Below are 20,230 nucleotides of genomic sequence, written 5' to 3'. Positions count from 1 at the left end.
TCTGTTGTTTCTCTGTTGTCTCTCTGTTGTTTCTCTATCGAATGATGTGCCCTATCCGTCCCCACCGAATATCGGTGATGAACGACAGGACCTTATCCGACTCGGAACTCGGCACGAACGTGTAATAAATGAAGATCGGGCGTCCGCGGACGTTGTCGCGCGGAACGAAGCCCCAGTAGCGCGAGTCCTTCGAGAAGTAGCGATTGTCACCCATCATGAAGAAGTGACCGGGCGGCACGACGAGCGGCCCCCAGTTGTCGTGCGTGGGCTGGTCCGGCGCCGCCCCGAAACGCGACGCCTTGAGCCCCACCTTCTTCTGCCAGTCGAAGAGCGGGTGCGTCTCGTCGGGATCGCCCTTGGGGTTCTGCTCGGCGCCATATCCCTGGCGCTGGGCGATACCGTCGACGTACAGCACGCCCGCACGCATATAGATGGTGTCGCCCGGCATCCCGACGAGGCGCTTCACCAGTGTCGGCGTCGGGTCGTTGCCGATCTCCGCCTCATCCGGCTGGTACGGCGACTTGAAGACCACCACGTCCCCGCGCTTCGGATCGGAGTAGCCCGGCAGGTTCACGCTGGTGAACGGGACGTTCGGTCCGTAGACGAGCTTGTTGACGAAGAGCCAGTCGCCGACCAGCAGCGTCGGGATCATCGAGCCCGATGGAATGCGGTACGCCTCGACGAAGAAGGCGCGAATGAACAGGAAGATCGCCAGCGTGGCGGCGATGGACTTGAAGTTCTCCCAGGCGCGGCGGGCCATGGGGGGGTTGCCGCCACGGGCGGCGGCGACGGCACTCTTCGGCGTGTCGGTCTTCTTCTTGGCCACGATCGCTGGACTCGAGGGAACGGGTGCGCTCAGTACCCCGCAATCTAACAAAAAGGGGCGCCCCTGCGGGCGCCCCTCTCGCTCTGGCAAGCGTGCCTTACTTGGCGTGCTTGAAGATGTACTTGGTCATCTCGAACATCGTCACGGCGGCCTTGCCACCGAACAGCGCCTTGAGCTTGTCGTCGGCGTTGATCTGACGCTTGTTCTTCTTGTCCTGGAGGCTGTTCTTCTTGATGTACGCCCAGGTTTTCTTCATGATCTCGGTGCGGGGCTGCGGCTTGTCGCCGACGATCGGCGCAAGGATCGCATCCGGCTGAACCGGCTTCATGAACGCGGCGTTCGGCTTGCGGGCGGTCTTCTTCTTCGCCGGCTTCTTGGCGACCTTCTTCGCGGCCTTCTTCGCCGGCTTCTTCGCAGCCTTCTTCTTGGCAGCCATTCGGATTTCTCCTGGAAAGGATGTTCGCGGTCGGCGCTCTCCCGGTAGAACACGCGCCCCGACGTCTCGAAAGTAAATTGTTTCCCTCTGAGCGCAATAGCGTTTCCCTCTGAAAACGACCGAATTTTCGGGGACCCCCAATCCGTTTCCAGAGGGAAACCGCCCGTGGCCCGGCGCACACGGGCGCTCCCCCCGGCCAAAATGGGCACCGGCGCGGCTGGTTGAACGGTCGTTTTTCAGAGGGAAAACGTCGCTACGGCGTGTGCGTCCCGGTCCAGGCGCGGAGGAGCGCCATCATGCGCAGGTCGGCGGAATCGGCGCCGGTGTCCTCGTCTTCCACCTCGCCATAATCGTGCGGCGTCTCGAGGATGCAGGGCACCGTCAGCGCGCGCCGGTCGGCCAGCAGCCACTGGAAGGGCGCCGCGCCGATGGCCCCCTCCCCCAGCAGGGCATGGCGATCCTTGTTCGACCCGAACGGGTGCTGGCTGTCATTCAGGTGGAAGAAGGCGGGCGGCTCGCCAATTGCCTGCTCGAACCGGTCGAGCACGGCGGTCAGCGACGCCGCGCTCGTGGCAATGTCATGCCCCGCGGCGAACAGGTGGCAGGTATCCAGTCCATACCCGGTGCGGTGGCGCAGTTCCGCCGGCACCTGAGCCAGCATCAGGGCGATCTCTTCCGGGGTGCGCCCCATCGTCTTCCCCGCCCCCGCGGTGTTTTCCACCAGCACGCGCGCCGTCCCCGGTACAGCCGCCACGGCATGCCGGATGGTCTCACCCACCTGAATGGCGGCCCGTTCGGGGTCGCCGGTTCCGGCCGAGCCGGGGTGAAAGCAGCATCCCAGCGCACCGATGGCCTGCGTGCGCTCGAGTTCCTTGGTGAGCCCGGCGCGGGCCCGCATTGCCTTCTCTTCCTCCGGAGAGGCGGTGTTCAGCACATACGCCGCGTGCACCAGCACGTCGCCGGGGTTGATCCCTCCCTCGGCCAGCGCGGCGTGGAACTTCGCCGCCTTCTCCGCACGCATCCCGGCGCGTTCGCCATAGTACGTGGGCGGCGCGGTGAACAGCTGCAGGGTGGTCATCCCGGCGGAGGCCGCGCGTCGCGCCGCTATCGCAATGCCACCCGCGTCGTTCGGATGCGATCCGAGCAGTCGCCTCACTTGGGCTTGCCCGGCAGGCTGACGGCGGCGGCGCTCCGCAAATCGAGCATCCGCGCCTCGTTCAGGTACTCCACCGACGCCGCCCGGCGTTCGCGCTCGACGGCGCTGAGCCGCTTCACGACGTCGGCAATCCGCCGGGCCTGCTCGCCGATGACGAGCATCGATTCCTTCATCTCCGCCTCGCCCACCAGCCCGTGCTCGATGAGGGAGGTGTGGGTCAGGAGTGCCGCGAGGGGGTTGTTGATCTCGTGATGCAGGGCGAGCGTCGTCTCGCCGATGCCGGCCAGGTAGCGTGCCCGGCGCAGCTGTTCCTCGGCCGCCTTTCGCGCCCGCGCCACCTCGATCTGCCGTCCGGCGATCCGCAGGCGGGCCTTCAGGTTGTCGGGGGTCACCGGCTTGGACATATAGTCGTCCGCCCCGGCGTCGAGTACCGCCGTCAGGTCCTCGGAGGCGTCGCGTACCGTGACGACGAGGACGAAAGTCGTATCCCCCGCCTCGTGTGCCCGGATGCGGCGGCAGACCTCGAGGCCGTCCATCCCGGGCATCTGCCAGTCCAGAATGACCATCGCCGGGATCTCGGACTGGAAAAGCGTCCACGCCTCGAGGCCGTCGCTCGCCAGCACGGGGTCGTGCCCGCATACCCGCAGCACTTCCTCGTGCAGCAGCCGCATCAGCGGATCGTCATCGGCAATTAGTACGCGCACAAAGCCACGGTCGTCGGGGATGGCGGCAATTTGGGCAGTTGCCCTTACAGTCGCGAGGGGGGAACCGCTCCGGGACGTGCGCGGGCCGCACGGCCGTGAGGGTTGCCGTACGGTTATCTTTGGAGAGCCCTTATCCCACTCGTTCGAGGCTCGACGTTCCATGAACATTCCCGCCGCCCCGGTCAACGCCCTCCGCCGCGTCCCGCCCCCGGTCAACGAACCGGTCAAGTCATACGCTCCCGGCTCTCCCGAAAAGGCTGAGCTGAAGCGCCGCCTCGCCGCCATGTCGGCTGACTGCGCCGACATCCCGGTGGTCGTCGGCGGCAAGGAGATCCGCACCGGGGATCTCGTGGACGTGCGCTCACCGCATAACCACCAGCAGGTCATCGGGCGCTTTCACCGGGCCAAGCCCGAGCATGTGCACGCGGCCATCGCCGCGGCCGCCGAGGCGCAGAAGGAATGGGCGTCGTGGCGCTGGGAAGACCGCGCCGCCGTGATGCTGCGCGCGGCCGAACTGCTGGCCACCACCTGGCGCAGCACGCTCAACGCCGCCACCATGCTGGGCCAGTCGAAGACCGTCTACCAGTCGGAAATCGACGCCGCCTGCGAAATGACGGATTTCCTTCGTTACAACGTCCATTTCGCGCAGGAACTCTACGCCGAGCAGCCCGTCTCGTCGCCGGGGATGTGGAACCAGACCGACTACCGCCACCTCGAGGGCTTCGTCTACGCCGTGACGCCGTTCAACTTCACGGCCATCGGCGGCAACCTCTCGTCGTCGCCGGCGCTGATGGGCAACACGGTGCTCTGGAAGCCCGCCAGTTCGGCCATGCTCTCGGCCTGGTACATGTACCAGCTGTTCGTCGAGGCCGGGCTGCCGCCGGGCGTCATCAACTTCCTGCCGGGCGAGGCCTCGGCCATCTCGGCCGTGGCGCTTTCGGATCCAGGCCTCGCCGGCGTGCACTTCACCGGCTCCACCGGCGTCTTCAACTCGATGTGGGAGACGATCGGCAAGAACATGAACCGTTACCGCTCGTATCCGCGCATCGTGGGCGAGACCGGCGGCAAGGACTTCATCGTCGCACATCCAAGCGCCGACGCCAAGGCGGTGGCGGTGGGGATCGTCCGCGGCGCGTTCGAGTATCAGGGCCAGAAGTGCTCGGCCGCCAGCCGGGCGTACATCCCGAAGTCGCTCTGGAAGGACGTCCTGACGTACGCGCAGGAGATGATCGCCGACATCAAGATGGGCGACGTCGCCGACTTCCGGAATTTCATGGGAGCCGTCATCGACAAGAAGGCGTTCACGAGCATCAGCGAGTACCTGACGGACGCGAACAAGAATGCCAAGGTGCTGGCCGGCGGCAAGGCGCACGGCGAGAAGGGGTGGTTCATCGAGCCGACGCTGGTGCAGACCGACAATCCGTCGTACCGCCTGCTCTGCGAGGAGATCTTTGGCCCGGTAATGACGGTCTACGTGTATGACGACGCCAAGTGGGCGGAGACGCTCCAGATCGTCGACCAGACCTCGCCCTACGCCCTCACCGGCGCGGTCTTCGCGCGCGAACGCCGCGCGATTCTCGAGGCGCACACCGCGCTGCGCAACGCCGCGGGCAATTTCTACGTGAACGACAAGCCGACGGGCGCCGTGGTGGGTCAGCAGCCGTTTGGCGGCGCCCGCGGGAGCGGCACCAACGACAAGGCCGGCTCGAAGATGAACCTGATGCGCTGGGTCAGCGCCCGCACCATCAAGGAAACCTTCGTCCCGCCGACGGACTACAAGTATCCATTCATGGCCGAGGAGTAGGCGACGTTGTCCACGATCCGCTTCATCACGACTGACGTCTTCACGGGCGTTCGCTTCGGCGGCAATCAGCTGGCCGTCATCCCGGACGCCCGGGGGATTCCGGAGGAGCTGCTCCTCCCCATCGCCCGCGAGTTCAACTACTCCGAGACGACCTTCGTGTATCCCCCCGAGCAGGCGGGCCATACCCGGCGCGTGCGCATCTTCACGCCCGGGGGTGAGGTGCCGTTTGCCGGCCACCCGACGATCGGCACCGCAATCGTGCTGGCGGCGACGGGGGAGATCCCGGTCAGCGACGGGGAGGCGCGCATCATCTTCGAGGAGAACGTCGGTCCGGTGCCGGTGGTGATCCGCGGGGTGCATGCCGGCGGCGGGTGGGCGCAGTTGTCGGCGGCGAAGATGCCCGAGATCGGGCCGCCGGTCCCCTCGCGCGGCGTCCTTGCGAAGATGCTCGGCCTGTCCACGGACGACATCATGGCCACCTCGGAGCGGCCGCAGGCGGTCTCGTGCGGCCTACCGTTCCTGATCGTCCCGCTCACGAGCGTCAAGGCAGTGAGCCGCTCGCGCGTGAACGTGGAGCGCTGGGAAGAGACGCTCGCCAACGCCTGGGCGCCGATGATCTTTGTGTACGCGGCGGATCCGGAGGGGGGCGAGCGGCACTACCGCGCCCGCATGTTCGCGCCGGGGATCAGCGTCCCCGAGGATCCGGCCACCGGCTCCGCGGCGGTCACCCTCGCCGGCTACCTCGCGGCGCGGTCACGCGTGCGCGGCGGCACGCTGGCGTGGACCATCGACCAGGGCGTCGAGATGGGTCGCCCCAGCCGTCTCGAAATCGAAGCCGACAAAGCCGACGGCACCATCACCGCACTGCGCGTGGGCGGGGAGGCGGTGTTGGTGTCTGAGGGGCAGATGAGGATCTGAGAAGAGAGACAACAGAGAGACAACAGAGAGACAACAGAAAGACAACAGAGAGACAACAGAAAGAGCGCGCCACGGCATCCGGCCCCGGCGCGCTCTGTTGTTTCTCTGTTGTCTCTCTGTTGTCTCTCTGTTGTCTCTCTGCCCTTACGGCAGCCTTTCGATCTCCCGTGACAGCCTCCGATCCGGCATTCCGAGCTCTCCCGAACTCCGACCGGTCGCCGAATCAAAGACGCGCATCCCGGTCTGCCAGAGCACGGCCTGATCGCGGCCGTTGCGCTTGGCCACGTAGAGGGCCTCGTCGGCCCGTTCCGTAAGGATGCGCACCACGTCGACCGCCGCGGCGGCGTCCGAGGCGACGCCGATGCTGATGGTGATCGTGATCTGCCCGCGAACACTCTGGAAGTAGCGGGTGCGGAAGGCTTCGTTGATGCGCCCCGCCAGGTGCATCGCGCCGGCTTCATCCGTGTCCGGCGCCAGGATGCTGAATTCCTCGCCGCCGAGTCGTGCCACCACGTCGCCGGCGCGTGCCGTATCGCGAATGAGCGCACCGATCTCCTTGATGGCCTCGTCCCCCGTCAGGTGGCCGAAGTCGTCATTGATCCGCTTGAAGTGGTCGACGTCGAGCGCCAGCACCGCCACGCGCCACTTGGCGCGAATGCCGCGCGAGACTTCGCGGTCGCTCAGCTGCTTGAAGCCGCGCCGGTTGAAGCAGCCGCTCAGCGGATCGGTGAGGATGATCGTTTCGAGATGGCCGCGCAGTTCATTGTACGCGCGCCCGATCTGCGTGATGTAGTCGGGGAATTTGTCGCGCCCGTCCGCGTATGGTTCGCTGAAGTCGCCGTCCCGTGCCTTGTCGAACAGGTGCGTGAGGCGTTTCATGCGGACGCCCTGATGCCCAAGCATCCACGCGTACGCCAGCGAACCGGCGCCGAAGAGCGCAAACGTCCACAACTCCTCGATCGGCGATGAAATCATCCCCGCCGCATTCGACACGGCGACGATGCTCCCGTAGCTGATGCCGACGCTGCCGAGCATGAACAGGGTCGTGCGCCAGCCGAAGGAGAGCTGGCTGAACTGCACGAGGAACATCGAGATGATCAGGGTGCGATCGTACTGCGCGGGCGGCGTCAGGAGCAGGGCGCACACGTGAACCGCCAGGGCGTCGGTCGCCAACTGGGTGCGGACGAGCGCCCGCGACGCCTGCCGACGCGTCCGCGCGCGCCACTGGATGACACCCGTGATGGCGATATAGATCGCCGTCGCAAATGCGAACCCCAGCGCGGCAATCTCCGTTCCCCACGCGAGCGCCCCATACGACTCGGCAGAAACAATTTCCAGCGAGCGCAGTAGCAGCGCGCCACCGGCCAGCGCCGCCGCGATGCCCATGCGGTAGGTCCCCTGCCAAAGCAGGACCTCGGCGCGGGCAGCCGCGTCTCCAGTGGCGTGGGTGGGGTCGGTCACGGCGATTTAGACGCGTTAAGAGTGACCAGATTTGTCACTCTGTCGCGAATTTAGCAACCGTTACGCGCCTTGCAGCGTTCAGAACCGAGCCTCCACGCTCAGGTCCACCCGCACCGCCTTTTGCGGATACAGCCCGCGTGCCACGTCGAACCGGATCATCCCGTCGAGGATGGACGCACCAACGCCGACTCCGCTCATCGGACGACCAGGCGACGAGAAGTTCTTCCGGTCGCCCGCCCAGCCAACATCGCCGAAGAGGACCGGCTTGACGACTCGCCGTGACATGGCCAACTCGGCGCGTCCCATCCAGAAGGCGCTGCCGCTCATCGTCCCGGGACGGATGCCGCGCACCGTCTGCAGGCCACCCAGCTGGAAGTTGCGTTGCGCCGGGGCGGTGCCTCCCGTGCTGCCGGCCGACGCGGTGACTGCCAGTTCGGTTCCGAACGGCGTGCCGTGCGACACGGTCAGGTCGAGCAATCCGCGCGTGTAGTCGAAGTCGCCGGCGGCGGCCTCGGCGCGTCCATCCACATTGACGCGCAGGCGACGCGGGTCGAGCCCCCATCCTTTCTGCACGCGCGCCGCGCCGCCGAATTCCACCGCCTTGGCGGCGGTCACGTTTGGCAGCACGCGATCATCCTGCGCGCCGCGGAAGAGCGTGAAGCGCGTCGTCATGGGCGCGTTCCACTGCTGCTCGGCGAAGAGGCGCCATTCGGTCCGCCCGAACCGCGGGGTGGCGCCCGACAGTTCCGCGCCCCACGCGCGGTAGTAGAACCCCTCATCGCCGGCGTACAGCAGCGATGCCAGCCCGGCGCCAAACGAGAGCGGTGAACCGAAGTCGCTGGCCACGGCCAGCCGGCGGAAGAGGGTGCCTCTCAAGGTGGAGCGTCCATTCGAGCGTTCCATGCCGAGGTCGCCGTTCAGCTGGCGGTCGGCCCACGAGCCGCGCAGGCCGGCCATCGCGGTGTAGCCGCGCCCCAATGTCATGCTCGCGAGGGCGCCGGTGCTGAAGCCCTCCACGCGATTGTAGCGCGTCTGGCTCAACCCCCAGACGATGACCGGCTTCTGCGGCATCCACGCCGCCTGCAGGTCGAAGCTGAGCGCCTTCTTGAGGTCTTCGATGTCGTTCGTGCCGAAGACGGACTCGCCCGCCCCCATCAGCGACCCCACGAACTCGGGCGATGATGCGAGTTTCAGGCTGTCACACGGCATCTGCACGGCCATCTGGAGCGCACCGTTGTACTGCGTGCGCATGCGTGTATAGGTGCTTCCGGTCGCGCATTCCTGCTTGCGCAGCGCCTGGGCCCTTGCGTCGCGCTGCTTGCGGAAGTCGCGCAGCAGCGAGTCGCGGGTGACGGAATCCACGCCCGCCTTGCGCAGCGAGTCGCGGACGGCGGCATAACGCACCGCCGGACGCGGAAAGGCCGGCAGCGAATCGAGGCCGTTGACGGACGCGTAGCGAAACCGCTGCTCCACCTGCACCGGCACGCGCATCAGGCTCACCTGCGCGCCGGCTTCCAGCACCTGCAGCTTGGGCATCCAGAAGCGCCCGTTGTACAGCCCGTACTCGATGCTGATGGCGTCCACACCCACCTTGAGCGGCGAGATCATCGGCTTCACCCAGAACGGGACGTCCTTCATGTCCTCCTTGGCCTCGTCCATTGACCAGACGTCGATGGGTACGCTCAGCCGATACACGGCGCGCACGAGATGCGCCGATCCCTGGTCGAACCAGAAGGAGCCGACCGACAGGTTCCACTTGGGAACGCGGGCCTCCACCTTGATCTCGCGCAACGTGAGTTTGCTGTTGTCGGGGAGCGTCATGATCACCGAGTCGCCCGTCTGGTACGTGTAGTACGCCTCGGATCCCTCGGCGATCGGATGCACCAGCTCGCGTTCGTCCACCTCGGTCTTGGCCATCCCGCTGCCGATCCAGAGCTGTTCGCGCCCCGGGAAGTAGGGGATCGGCGGATCGCTCCCCATGTCGACGTTCTCGTCCACCTCGTCCTTGGGCGCGACCGGGAGGGCGGTGCGCGAGCCCTTCACCTCCACCCACGCGCCGCGGGCGCGGTGCCAGCGCACGTTGCTGATGTCCTCGTGGCGCATCAGCACGCGTTCGCGCCCGAAGGCGCGGAGTCCCATCCCCACCGAAAAGCGCTGGTAGGTGCGCGCTTCGTAGCTGACCAGGAGCGAGTCCTGCTTCAGGCGCGCGGCGCGGGCGCGCAGGAGCAGGTCGCGCGCGGTCGCATCCTTGAAGGCCGTCCGGCGCATGTCGTCGGTGACCGCAATCCGCCGCGGCGTGGCGTGATCCTCGTCGTCGTCGTCCGAGCCGCTGCCGCCAATCTGGATGCCAAAGCTGACGTCGCGCTCGTTCTTCTTCGTGGTATCGGCCGCGGCGCGCGCCTTGGTGCTATCGCCCACCGGGCGCTTTTGCACGCCGGCTTTCACCTGGACCTGCAGGGCGGCAACGACGACGAACGGCAGGACGTGCAGCAGCATGCGAGAACTCCCGGGCGTGGACCGGTTTGGGGGTCACCCAATGGTACGCGCCGCGCGAGCCGCCGGTTTCGAGGGGCGCGCCGGCTCCGGGCTACTTCGCCGGCGGCGCTCCCGGCGCCGGTTTCGTCGGCGCGGGCTGGGGTGGGCCGGCCGGCGCGGGAGCCGCGGTCGGCGCGCGCCGCAAACCGCGCGCGGCGCCGATCGAGTCGCGACGCGCACGGTCACGCGACGCCATGGCGTGCCGCTGACTCCGCCGGTCGGCCGCCTCCTCCCGGTCCATCCGCGCCGCATCCTGCACGAGCAGCAATCCCAGCAGGGCCGGCGCCAGCAGTGCCGCCACCCCGCCGGGGAAACGCGGTACCTGCGAAGGATCTCCGGCCATGCGCCGGATCAGGTCAGGGAAGCGCTTCTGCACCCAGACGGTCAGGATGATGATCGAGACGCCAATCATGGCCAGCACGATGGGGAACGCCGTCGTCACCTTGAAGACATCGAAGGCGAGCCATCCGAGGAAGCCGAAGACGCCGAACAGCCCGACAATGAGCAGCACGCGCCGTCGCAGGATGACCGATGCCGTGATGACGAGCAACGACACCGGCGCGAGATACCAGCGCAGACCATAGTCGAACTGGAAGAGCATCAGGCAGCCGAACCAGGTGGCCACGGCCACGGGAAGCCAGAGCCAGGCGCCGTAATCCTCGTCGCGCCGGCGGCGGTCCACCGTGTACGCGACGGCCGCCAGCAGGCTGGCGATGATCACCCACCGCCACCCCATCGCCGCGCCATCAATGCCCGGTCCCGGCGCCCATTCCCGCAGCAACCGTTCCGGAAGCGTGATGCTCACCACCGCGACCGGAATCATGAACGGCGAGAAGGCGAGGAACCGCATGGCCACCAGCGCCGCGCCGACCGCCGCCAGCTCGATGGCGAGCGGCTGGCCCTGACAGACGGCGAACGGATGGTGTTCCTTGACGCAGAGGGCGTCGAGTTCCGGTGTCCACACGCCGATGAAGCGCAGCAGCGCATACATGGCGATCGGCGCCATCCCCACCGCCAGCAGCATCGACACGCCGCGGGCGAAGCTGAACCCTTCCCGCTTCATTACGTGCGCCACGACCAGGAAGATCGCCGCATACCCGAGCGACAGCGCCAGCACTCCCCCGTCGCCGAGCACCTTCCAGCGGTCCACCATGAACCAGCCGAAGGCGAAGAGCACCACGATGGCGCCAATCGCGTACGCGATGGCGATACCGTTGAACGAGCGCTCGGCTTCCTGCGGACGCTCAGTCGATTCCACCGCTCCCAGCAAGGTCTGCAGGGCGGCGCGCTGCTCGGCGGTGATGATGCCCTGAGTGACGCCGAGATTTAGGAGCTCGCGAGTAGTCATGAGTCGAGAGAGACGACAGAGAGACAACAGACAGACAACAGAGATACAACAGACATACTCCCTTCTCGTCGGGTTGGCTATCGCCGTGCAGGCCGGCCCGCAATGGAGTATTTCTCCTCTGTTGTCTCTCTGTTGTTTTTCTGTTGTTTTTCTGTTGTCTCTCTGTTGTCTTTCTGAACATGGATCTGTCACCCGAGCAATACTCTCTCCACGCCCATCGGCTCGCCGACTGGATCGCCACCTACCTGCGCGACGTCGGGGAGTACGAGGTGCTGTCGAGCGTGAAGCCCGGCGCCATTCGCGCGCAGCTTCCCAAGGCACCGCCGGCGGCCGCGGAATCGCTCGACGACATCCTCGCCGACATCGACCGCGTCATCATGCCCGGCGCCACGCACTGGAACCATCCGGGGTTCCTCGCCTATTTCGCCAACACGGCGTCCGTGCCGGGCATCCTCGGCGAGATGATCGCGGCGGCGCTGAACCTCAATGGCATGCTCTGGCGCACGTCACCGGTCGCGACCGAACTCGAACAGGTGGTCACCGATTGGCTGCGTCAGCTCTTCGGCATGGGCGACGGCTGGTTCGGGATGATCACCGACACGGCCTCCATCTCCACCATGTACGCCCTCGCCGCCGCGCGCGAACGCGACCCCGCGCTCGGCATTCGTCAGCGTGGGATGGCCGGGCGCCAAGACCTCCCGCGCCTGCGCGTCTACTGCAGCGAGCACGCGCACTCGTCGGTGGACAAGGCGGCGATGACGCTTGGCCTCGGTCTCGAGAATGTCGTGCACGTGGCGAGCGACGCCGACTTCCGCCTGCGCCCCGAGATGCTCGCTCGCGCCATTCAGGCCGACCGCGCGCAGGGATTTCGCCCCATGGCCGTCGTCGCCACGGCCGGCACGACGAGCATGACCAGCGTCGATCCCATCGACGCCATCGCCACCATCTGCCAGCGCGAGAGCCTCTGGCTGCACGTGGACGGCGCCTACGGCGGCTCGGCGATGTCCGTCCCCGAACTGCGGCCGCTCTTCGCCGGACTCGAGAAGGCCGACTCGCTCGTGGTGAACCCGCACAAGTGGCTCTTCACCCCCATGGACTGCTCGGTGCTCTTCACGCGCCAGCCCAAGGTGCTCCGCCGCGCCTTCTCGCTCGTCCCCGAGTATCTCACCACCACCGAAGGCGACGACGCGCTCAACTACATGGACTACGGTCTCCAGCTCGGGCGCCGCTTCCGCGCGCTCAAGCTGTGGATGGTGGTGCGCGCCTTTGGCGCCGACGGGATCGCCGACCGCATCCGTTATCACTGCCAGCTGGCGCAGCGTTTCGCCGAGACGGTGAAGGCCGCCGGCGACGGCTGGGCCGTGTGCGCCCCCGTGCCTTTTTCAACGGTCTGCTTCCGTCACGTCCCAGCGGGTGAAACCGACGAGGCGGAGATCGCCGCGCACAATGCGGCCATTATGTCCCGGGTGAACGAGAGCGGCGACGTCTTTATCTCCCATACCAAGCTCGGAGACCAGTACGTCCTGCGCGTCGCCATCGGCAACCTGCGCACGTCGGACGCGACCCTCGAGCGAGCCTGGACCTTGCTCCGGGCTGCCGTCGCATAGGCGGTCTTCCTCGCAGTCTCTAAACCGCGACCCCGGGGCAAATCGCCAGTCCTGAGACGCCGAAGTTGACGGCGCATTAACATTCAGAGGATCCCAACGTCCCAGAGGGGCGTGGGCATTCCCTCATCCGACGACAGCCTGCGATCTTCCCCGGGGATCGGCCGGGACATCAGGAGAACCTTGCACATGAAGCTCAGGATTGCCGCCCTCTTTGCCGCCGCCGCTTTCGCCAGCGCATGCGACAACGCCGCCACCGGCCCAAACGCCGCCCGCGAAGCTGCCCTGCTCCAGTTTGACGCGCAGGCAACGATGGACTCGGCGACGCTGGTTCCGCGCGGCCCGGCGTACGAAAACGAGGGTCCGCCGGATGCGCTCAGGCTGACGGATGCACAGAGGGCGGCCATCAAGGCATTGCACGATGCCTTCGCGGCCGCGCACAAGACGCAGTTCGACCAGCTCAAGGCCATCCGCGAGGAGGCCCGTGCCGCCATTCAGGCGGGCAAGACGCGCGAGGAAGTGCGGGCAATCATGGAGAAGAGTCGCGCGATCATGGAAAGCATGAAGACCGACTTCGAGGCGCTCCGCGCCGCGATCGCCGCCATTCTCACGCCCGAACAGAGGGCGTGGGCCGCGGAGCATCGCCGCCAGGGCGGTGGCCCGATGGGCGGCCCTGGACTGGGCGAGCGCGGTGGTCCGATGGGCCCAATGGGTCCCATGGGCCCAATGGGTGGTAACCGACCGTAACAACCAGATAGTCGGCAATGCAGGGAACGCGGAAGGGCCGGGAGCAATCCCGGCCCATCCTTATCCCCCGCACCTTGCACCACACCGTGCCCGTGCTCTTGCACCCTACTTAGCGTTTGCGCAACTGCTCCGGCACCATGTACTCGTCCGTCGGCGGCCGCTTCGGGAAGTTGAACAGTCCGACCACCTTGCGCCGAATGTCGTCGAGGATCTCGTACATCGTCGGGATCACGAGCAGCGTGAGGAACGTGGACGTGATCACGCCGCCGATGATCGCGCGTCCCAGCGGCGCGCGGAAATCGGCCCCTTCGCCGCGGCCGAGCGCCACCGGAATCATGCCCGCGATCAACGCCATCGTCGTCATCATGATCGGACGCAGGCGCACGCGCCCCGCCTCGATGATGGCCGTGCGCCGGTCCATCCCCTGTTCCTGCCCCCACTTGGCGAAGTCGATGAGCAGGATCGCGTTTTTCGCGACGATGCCCATCAACAGGATCACCCCGATCATCGACATGATGTTCAGCGTGTCCCCGGTGATCAGCAGCGCCAGCACGACGCCGATGAGCGACAGCGGGAGCGACATCAGGATTGCGATGGGCTCCAGGAAGCTGCCGAACTGCATCACGAGGATCAGGTACATCAGCATCACGGCGAGTCCCAGCGCCGCCAGCACGCGGCCGAACACTTCCTGCTGGTCCTTCACCTCGCCGCCAGATGAGAACCGCACCCTCGGCGGCGGCACGTAGCCGGCCATCGCCTCGGTGATGGCGCCGTTGACCTCGCCGAGGCTGCGCCCTTCGGCGTTCGCCTGGACGATGACCACGTGGTCGCGGTTCAGGTGCGTGATCACTGCGGGGCCGAGCCCCTGGCGGACGGTCGCGATCTGGCCGAGCGGCATCGTGACACTCCGACCCTGCTCGCCCACCGAGAGCGGGAGCTGTTCGATGTCGGCCGCGCGTCGCCGCGATTCCGGTGACAGGCGCAGGCGGACCTTGCGATTCTCGCCCGACGGATCCACCCAGTCGCCGGCATCGATGCCCGCGAAGGCCGGGCGCATCGCCTGGGCCACCTGTCCCACAGTGACGCCGAGCGACCCGGCGAGTCCGCGGTTCAACTCCACCTCGAGCTCGGGCTTCTGTCCCTTGGTGCTCAGGTCCACGTCCACCGCGCCCGGCACGGTCTTCACCAGCTTCATCACCGTGTCGGCCACGGCGGCGAGCACGCCGGCCTCGTCGCCGCGGATCTCCATCTGGATCTGCTTGCGGGCCCCGCCCATGCCGCCGGTGAAGACCGCCACCTTCGCGCCGCCGATGGCCTTCACTTCGCGCCGCAGGATCTCGCCGAACTGTTCCTGATGAATGTCGCGCGACGCCTTGGGCGTCATGCGGATGTAGACCTGGCCCTGGTCGGTGGCACCGACCGCCGAGCCGGCGTCCATGGACGTCATCCCGCTCCCGATGGTCGCGAACGTGTAGCGCACCAGGCCGCCGTGGCTGCGCGCCAGGCGCGCCGCCTCCTCGGTCTTCATCTTCGTGTATTCGAGATTCGACCCCGGCGGCGTCTGCACGGTCATGATCAGCTCCGAACGGTCGGACTGCGGCGCGAAGCCAAAGCCGCCAAACGTCGCCTGCAGCCAGAGCGCGCCGAAGAACGACGCCGTCGCGATGGTCACCATGCCCAGTCGGTGATCGAGCGCCCAGCCGATGACTCTCGTGTACTGCTCCGCCCGGCGGTCGAACCAGCGGTTGAACTTCTCCAGGGTGCGGGCAATCGGGTTCCGCCGCTCATGCGCCTCGGTCTGCGGATCGGGCCAGTACGCGCTCAGCATCGGGTCGAGCGAGAACGACACGAAGAGCGACACCAGCACGGCGCAGGCGATGGTCAGCGCAAACGGCTTGAACCACTGGCCGGCGATGCCGTACATGAACCCGATCGGCACGAAGACCGCGACAATCGAGAACGTCGTTGCCGCCACGGCGAGACCGATTTCATTGGTCCCCTCGTGCGACGCGCGGAAGTGGTCTTTCCCCATCTCGATGTGGCGTACGATGTTCTCGCGCACCACGATGGCATCGTCAATCAGGATGCCGATGGCCAGCGACAGGCCCAGCAGCGACATCGTGTTGAGCGTGAAGCCGAACGCCCAGACGGCGATGAACGAGGCGAGCACCGAGACGGGCAGGGCCAGGCCGGTGATCACCGTCGAGCGCCACGAATTAAGGAAGAGGAAGACGACCAGCACCGTGAGGGCCGCGCCCTCGATGAGCGCCTCCTCCACGTTGGCGACGCTGCGCTCCACGCGCTCGCCGCTGTTCTGCACGATGTCGATGCTCGTGCCCGGCGGCAGCGTCGTCCTGATGCGCTCCACCGCCGCGAGCACGCGCGTGCTCACCTCGGTGGTGCTGTACCCCTTCGCCTTCTTCACCAGGATACCCACGGCATCCTTGCCATTGTAGATGGCCGCCGTGGAGGCCTCGGCGGTGCCGTCGCGTGCCGTCGCCACTTCACCCAGCCGAATGGCGCGGCCGCCGCGCTGCGCGACCACGAGGTTCATGAAGTCATCCGGCGTCTCGAGCTTGCCCTTGAGCCGGATGGATCGGTCCTCGAGCGAGCCGCGTACCGCGCCCACCGGCACCGCGAGGTTCTGCTGCTGCAGCGCGCCCAGCAGCTGCCCGATGCTGATGTTCGCCTGCTTCATCGCGTCGGGACGGATCTCCACCGTCAGTTCGCGCTGCACCCCGCCCACCACCGACGCCTCGGCGACGCCGCTGATGCCGCGGAGTTCACGCGTGATCCCCGGGTCCGCGATGCGCGTCAGCTCGGGGGACGTGAGCACCGTCGAGTTGAGCGAGAGCTGCACGATGGGCAGGTCCTGCGGATCGAACCGGCTGAGCACCGGCTCCTTCATTTCCGCCGGCAGCTCGCTGCGGATCGTGGAGATCTTGTCGCGGATGTCCTGCGACGCCTGCTGGATGTCCTTCTCGAACACGAACTGGACGGTGATGTTCGCAAAGCCGTCCTGCGCCGTGCCGCTGATGCGGTCCACGCCGCTGATGCCGCTGACCGCCTCTTCCACGCGATCGAGCACCTCGCGCTCCACCACGTCCGGCGCGGCGCCGGGATACGCGATGGCCACGTTGACGATCGGCTGGGCGATGTCGGGGAACTCGTCGGTCTCCAGCTGCCAGAGCGCGAAGAGTCCGAATACCACCAGTGCCACCATCGAGACGATGGTGACGATCGGGCGCTTGATGGCGAAATCAGAAATGAACACGGATGGGCCTCGTTAGCGCTTGGGGTGGTCCGTCGGCACGCTCACCTTGAGCGGCGTGCCGGGGGTGATGCCCAGCGCGGCGCCCACCAGCAGCGTGTCGCCGCGGGCCACGCCCGCCTTGATCTCCACGCGCTCGGTGGCGTCGTCGCGCGCGCCAAGCGTCACTTCCACGCGTTCCACCTTGCCGCCCTTGAGGCGCGACACCAGCGGACGAATGCCACGCAGGTCCACCGCGTTCATGGGCGCGGTGAGCGCCTCATGCACCGTGCTGCTGACGCGCCCTTCCGCAAAGAGCCCCGCCACCAGTCCGGCCCCCGCGTTCGGAATGCGCGCGATCACGCGCACCTGCCGCGTCGTGGCATCGGCGGCCGGCGCGATATGCGTGATCGTTCCCTTGAATCGGCGATCGGGATAGCCGGTGACCGAGAAGGTCACCGGAGCGCCCACGCGCACCGCGCCCAGCTGACTCGCCGGAATGTTCGCCTCCAGCCGCATCGTCGACGGATCGATGACCGTGAACAACGGCGTCCCCGGCGCCACGATGTCGCCGGCGTTGACCGTGCGCTCGGCAACGAGCCCGGCGTACGGCGCCTTCACCACCGTTGCGTCCTTCTGTTTCTGCGCCTGCGACAGGCGGGCCTTGGCGTCCTCGTACTGCGCCTGCGCGGCCAGGCTGGCGCGGCGGGCGTTCTCGGCATCACGGTCGCTGATCGCGCCCGCCGCGCTGAGCTTGGTCGCGCGCTCGAGTTCGCGCTTGGCGATATCCGCGGCAAGCTCGGCCTGCGTCACGCCGCTGCGCGCGCCGAGCCACGCATCGGCGATGGCGCGATCATCGATGCGCGCCAGCGGCTCGCCGGCGGCTACCCGGTCGCCGGGTTCGTGCAGGATCGCCAGCACCTGGCCGTTCACTTCGGCGCGAATCGCCGCGGTGCGTTCCGCGGCGAGCGTGCCGCTCAGCGCCGGGCCGGTGGCGAGCATCGAGACCTCGGTCACCACGATGGCTTCCGGACCGACGAGAACTTCGGTCGGCGCGCCGGCGGACGGCTGGGACTGGCGGCCGCAGGCGGCCGTTGCCGCGAGCGAGACGAGGAGGATCGTATGGCGAATGGACATCGGAGTCATTGGGAGTGAAAGGGCACGGGCACGGTGGGGTGCAAGGGCACGGGCACTGTGTGGTGCAGGGTGCAGGGGAGTCATTAGCGCATTCCTCCCGTCGTGGAAGCGGACGACATGCCGGCCGGCGCACCGCTCAGCGGCAGGTCGCGGAGCAACACCAGGCGCAGGCGGGCCAGTTCAAAGTCGCGCGCCGCCAGCACGCGATTGATGCGCGCCTGCTGCAGCTGCGTGCGCGACTGGTCCAGTTCCAACTGCGTGCTGATCCCCTCCTGATAGCGCACCTCGGCGATGGCGTATGCCTTGGCCGCCTGTTCGTCGGTGCCGACGCTCGCCGCGTACGCGGCCTGCGCCTGTTCGTACTGGCTGATGCTCACGCGGGCGTCGAGTTCCGCCGCCTCGCGCGCCTGCTGCAGGCGCTGCTGCGCCTCCGCGTAGTTGGCCTGCGCCACCATCTTCTCGCCCAGCAGGCGCCCGCTCGTCCAGATCGGGAAGCTGAAGCCCATCGTCGCCGTCCAGTTCGGGTAGAACTGCGCGAACGAGTTCGGCAGGAAGGTGCCATCGCGCGGATAGCCAAAGCGCTGGTAGCTGCTGCTCAGCTGAATGCTCGGCAGGCGCTGCCAGTTGGCGGCGCGCAACGCGTAGCGCTGCGCCTCGAGCGCGTCGGCGGCCTGCCGCACCGCGGCGCGGTGCTCCACGCTCGTGTCGGGCACCGCGCTGGCGTTCTCGCGCGGCAGCGCCACCGGTCCCGTCAGCACCGTGCGGGCGGTCTGCGCCATCGCCTGTTCGGCGGTCAGGTCGTCGCGCACCGAACTGGTGAGCGTCATCGGTCCGGACAGCGAGAGCCCCAGCATCTGCCGCAGGTGCATGTACGCGATGTCGCGGGTGGCGCGCGCCTGGATCGCCATCGGCCGCGAGTTGTCGCGGGTCACGCGCGCGCGCAGCAGGTCAAACTCGGCGCTCGTTCCCACCTGGCGCGCCAGTTCCGTCTGCTTGAGCGCGCGCTCGGCCTGCGCTAGCGCGCTGTCGGCAATCGCCGCCATGCGATCGGCGGCCACCGCGTTGTAGTACGCCTGCGCGACGTCGATCACCAGTTGGGCGCGCGCGGTCGCCACGCCGGCCTGCGCGGCGCGTTCGGCCGCGTCAGCGCCCTTGTTGGCCGCGGTCAGCTTGCCGGCCGTGAAGAGGTTCTGGCTGAACTGCAAGCCGAGCGTCACCGTGCTGGGCGCGGCGAAGATCTTGGCGATCGGCGAACTCGCCAGGTCGCTGCCGCCGCTGCTGCTCGAATCCGAGCCGCTTCCGCTCGAGCCGCCGTTCGAACTCCCGTTCGACGAACTCCCCGCGCTCCTGCTGATGGCCTGGAACTGGCTCTCGAGCGTGCGCTGGTAGCCCGCGGTGCCGTTGAGCTGCGGATAGAACTGCGCGCGCGCCTGATAGCGCTGACCCTGCGTGCGCTTCAGTCCGGCCTCGGCGATCTTGAGCGCCTCGCTGCGCTGTTCCGCCAGCTTCAGCGCGTCGGCCAGCGACAGCTGGGCCGGCGCGGCCGAACCCTGGGCGTGCGCCATCGCGGGGAGCGCGAGGGCGAGCAGCAGGCTGGCGCCACGGGCGGCGCGTGTCGTACCCGAGATGATTCGCATGAGAGATGGTCTGTTCATATGAAGGCCCTCCGGGTCAGGCGCTGCGCTTGGCGCGCGCGGTCGAAGGGCGGCGACGGGGGGCAGTCTGCTCGGCGTGATAGCCGATGGCGGCAAGCATCAGGTCCACGTATGCGGCGGGCACCTGCTTGGCCGGAGGCAGCGCCTCGGGCATCATGTCGCGCCCCATCGCGTCGGAGAACAGCGCACCGAGGAGCATGGCCGAGGCATTGATGGCATTCGCATCCTTGGCACAGCGACCGTCGCGTGCGAGCGCCGTCAGGTACCGTTGCAGGCGCGTGTACCCGCCGAGCGGTCCCTGCGCCATGCAGCGGCGCAGTTCCGGACGTTCGATGAGCTCGGTCATTCCCTGCCGGATGGAGGGGCGGTGCGCGAGGATGTTGCTGTACTCCACCGAGGCCCACGCAATCAGTTCGGCACGGGCGTCGCCGGGGGCGTCCGGCAGCTGGGAGACCTCGCGTTCATAGACGCGGGTGCGGATGGCTTCGCCAAGGAGGGCGTCCTTGGAGCCGAAGAGGCGAAAGAGGGTCACCTCGTTGACGTCGGCCGCCTCGGCGATGAGCCGGGTGGTCGCGCCGCGGAAGCCGTGCTCGGCGAAGACTTTCGCCGCGGCGTCGAGGATGTGGTCGCGGGTGGGAACGGTCATAGG

Annotated in this window: 15 protein-coding genes; 4 read left to right on the top strand and 11 right to left on the bottom strand. The window is 67.5% G+C overall.

The annotated features are described in order from the left end of the window. Nucleotides 1–34: 34 nt before the first annotated feature. From lepB to VGJ96_11715, 4 genes are all read right to left on the bottom strand, one after another. The gene (gene lepB, locus VGJ96_11730; GenBank protein ID HEY3287776.1) at nt 35–826 is read right to left on the bottom strand and encodes a signal peptidase I; all 792 of its coding nucleotides are present in this window, start codon (nt 824–826) and stop codon (nt 35–37) included. 97 nt (nt 827–923) lie between these two features. Then, nucleotides 924–1,262 carry an SWIB/MDM2 domain-containing protein gene (locus VGJ96_11725; GenBank protein ID HEY3287775.1) on the bottom strand — a complete coding sequence of 113 codons (339 nt, stop codon included), beginning with the start codon at nt 1,260–1,262 and terminating at the stop codon, nt 924–926. Nucleotides 1,263–1,515: 253 nt separating this feature from the next. Continuing rightward, nucleotides 1,516–2,418, bottom strand: coding sequence for a deoxyribonuclease IV (locus VGJ96_11720; protein HEY3287774.1), 903 nt, complete (start codon nt 2,416–2,418; stop codon nt 1,516–1,518). Continuing rightward, a complete protein-coding gene (locus VGJ96_11715; protein HEY3287773.1) occupies nt 2,415–3,122 on the bottom strand; it encodes a response regulator in 708 nt (235 codons plus the stop codon). Before VGJ96_11715 ends, VGJ96_11720 begins: the two co-directional genes overlap by 4 nt. 160 nt (nt 3,123–3,282) lie before the next feature. Between VGJ96_11715 and pruA the strand changes: the two genes are divergently transcribed. Both pruA and VGJ96_11705 read left to right on the top strand, forming a co-directional pair. Beyond that, nucleotides 3,283–4,926, top strand: coding sequence for an L-glutamate gamma-semialdehyde dehydrogenase (pruA, locus tag VGJ96_11710; protein HEY3287772.1), 1,644 nt, complete (start codon nt 3,283–3,285; stop codon nt 4,924–4,926). A 6-nt stretch (nt 4,927–4,932) separates the two neighbouring features. Continuing rightward, nucleotides 4,933–5,844, top strand: coding sequence for a PhzF family phenazine biosynthesis protein (locus VGJ96_11705; GenBank protein HEY3287771.1), 912 nt, complete (start codon nt 4,933–4,935; stop codon nt 5,842–5,844). Between the two features lie 144 nt (nt 5,845–5,988). On the opposite strand, the gene VGJ96_11700 is transcribed toward VGJ96_11705, so the two are convergent. The 3 genes from VGJ96_11700 to VGJ96_11690 all read right to left on the bottom strand — a co-directional run bounded on the left by VGJ96_11700 (nt 5,989) and on the right by VGJ96_11690 (nt 11,188). Further along, entirely contained in the window at nt 5,989–7,305 is a 1,317-nt protein-coding gene (locus tag VGJ96_11700) for a GGDEF domain-containing protein (protein ID HEY3287770.1), read from the bottom strand. 78 nt (nt 7,306–7,383) lie between these two features. Continuing rightward, on the bottom strand, nt 7,384–9,801 hold the full coding sequence (locus VGJ96_11695; protein ID HEY3287769.1) for a ShlB/FhaC/HecB family hemolysin secretion/activation protein: 2,418 nt from the start codon (nt 9,799–9,801) through the stop codon (nt 7,384–7,386). 91 nt (nt 9,802–9,892) lie between these two features. Next, nucleotides 9,893–11,188, bottom strand: coding sequence for a hypothetical protein (locus VGJ96_11690; GenBank protein HEY3287768.1), 1,296 nt, complete (start codon nt 11,186–11,188; stop codon nt 9,893–9,895). A 179-nt stretch (nt 11,189–11,367) separates the two neighbouring features. Here VGJ96_11690 and VGJ96_11685 point away from each other — a divergent pair, with 179 nt between their 5' ends. Further along, a complete protein-coding gene (locus VGJ96_11685) occupies nt 11,368–12,795 on the top strand; it encodes a pyridoxal-dependent decarboxylase (GenBank protein ID HEY3287767.1) in 1,428 nt (475 codons plus the stop codon). A gap of 186 nt (nt 12,796–12,981) precedes the next feature. Then, nucleotides 12,982–13,539 (top strand): Spy/CpxP family protein refolding chaperone, encoded by a 558-nt coding sequence (locus VGJ96_11680; protein ID HEY3287766.1) that lies wholly within the window; start codon nt 12,982–12,984, stop codon nt 13,537–13,539. Nucleotides 13,540–13,648: 109 nt separating this feature from the next. Here VGJ96_11680 and VGJ96_11675 read toward each other — a convergent pair whose 3' ends face one another. The 4 genes from VGJ96_11675 to VGJ96_11660 form a co-directional block, all read right to left on the bottom strand. Beyond that, the gene (locus tag VGJ96_11675) at nt 13,649–16,813 is read right to left on the bottom strand and encodes an efflux RND transporter permease subunit (protein HEY3287765.1); all 3,165 of its coding nucleotides are present in this window, start codon (nt 16,811–16,813) and stop codon (nt 13,649–13,651) included. A 12-nt stretch (nt 16,814–16,825) separates the two neighbouring features. Next, entirely contained in the window at nt 16,826–17,926 is a 1,101-nt protein-coding gene (locus tag VGJ96_11670; protein HEY3287764.1) for an efflux RND transporter periplasmic adaptor subunit, read from the bottom strand. Nucleotides 17,927–18,009: 83 nt separating this feature from the next. Next, nucleotides 18,010–19,581, bottom strand: coding sequence for a TolC family protein (locus VGJ96_11665; GenBank protein HEY3287763.1), 1,572 nt, complete (start codon nt 19,579–19,581; stop codon nt 18,010–18,012). A gap of 16 nt (nt 19,582–19,597) precedes the next feature. After that, a complete protein-coding gene (locus tag VGJ96_11660; protein ID HEY3287762.1) occupies nt 19,598–20,227 on the bottom strand; it encodes a helix-turn-helix domain-containing protein in 630 nt (209 codons plus the stop codon). Nucleotides 20,228–20,230: the final 3 nt, after the last annotated feature.

Source organism: Gemmatimonadaceae bacterium (assembly GCA_036504815.1).
Taxonomy (GTDB): domain Bacteria; phylum Gemmatimonadota; class Gemmatimonadetes; order Gemmatimonadales; family Gemmatimonadaceae; genus PNKL01.
The sequence above is the reverse complement of the archived record's forward strand: the minus strand, read 5'-3'. Positions and strand labels throughout refer to the sequence as shown.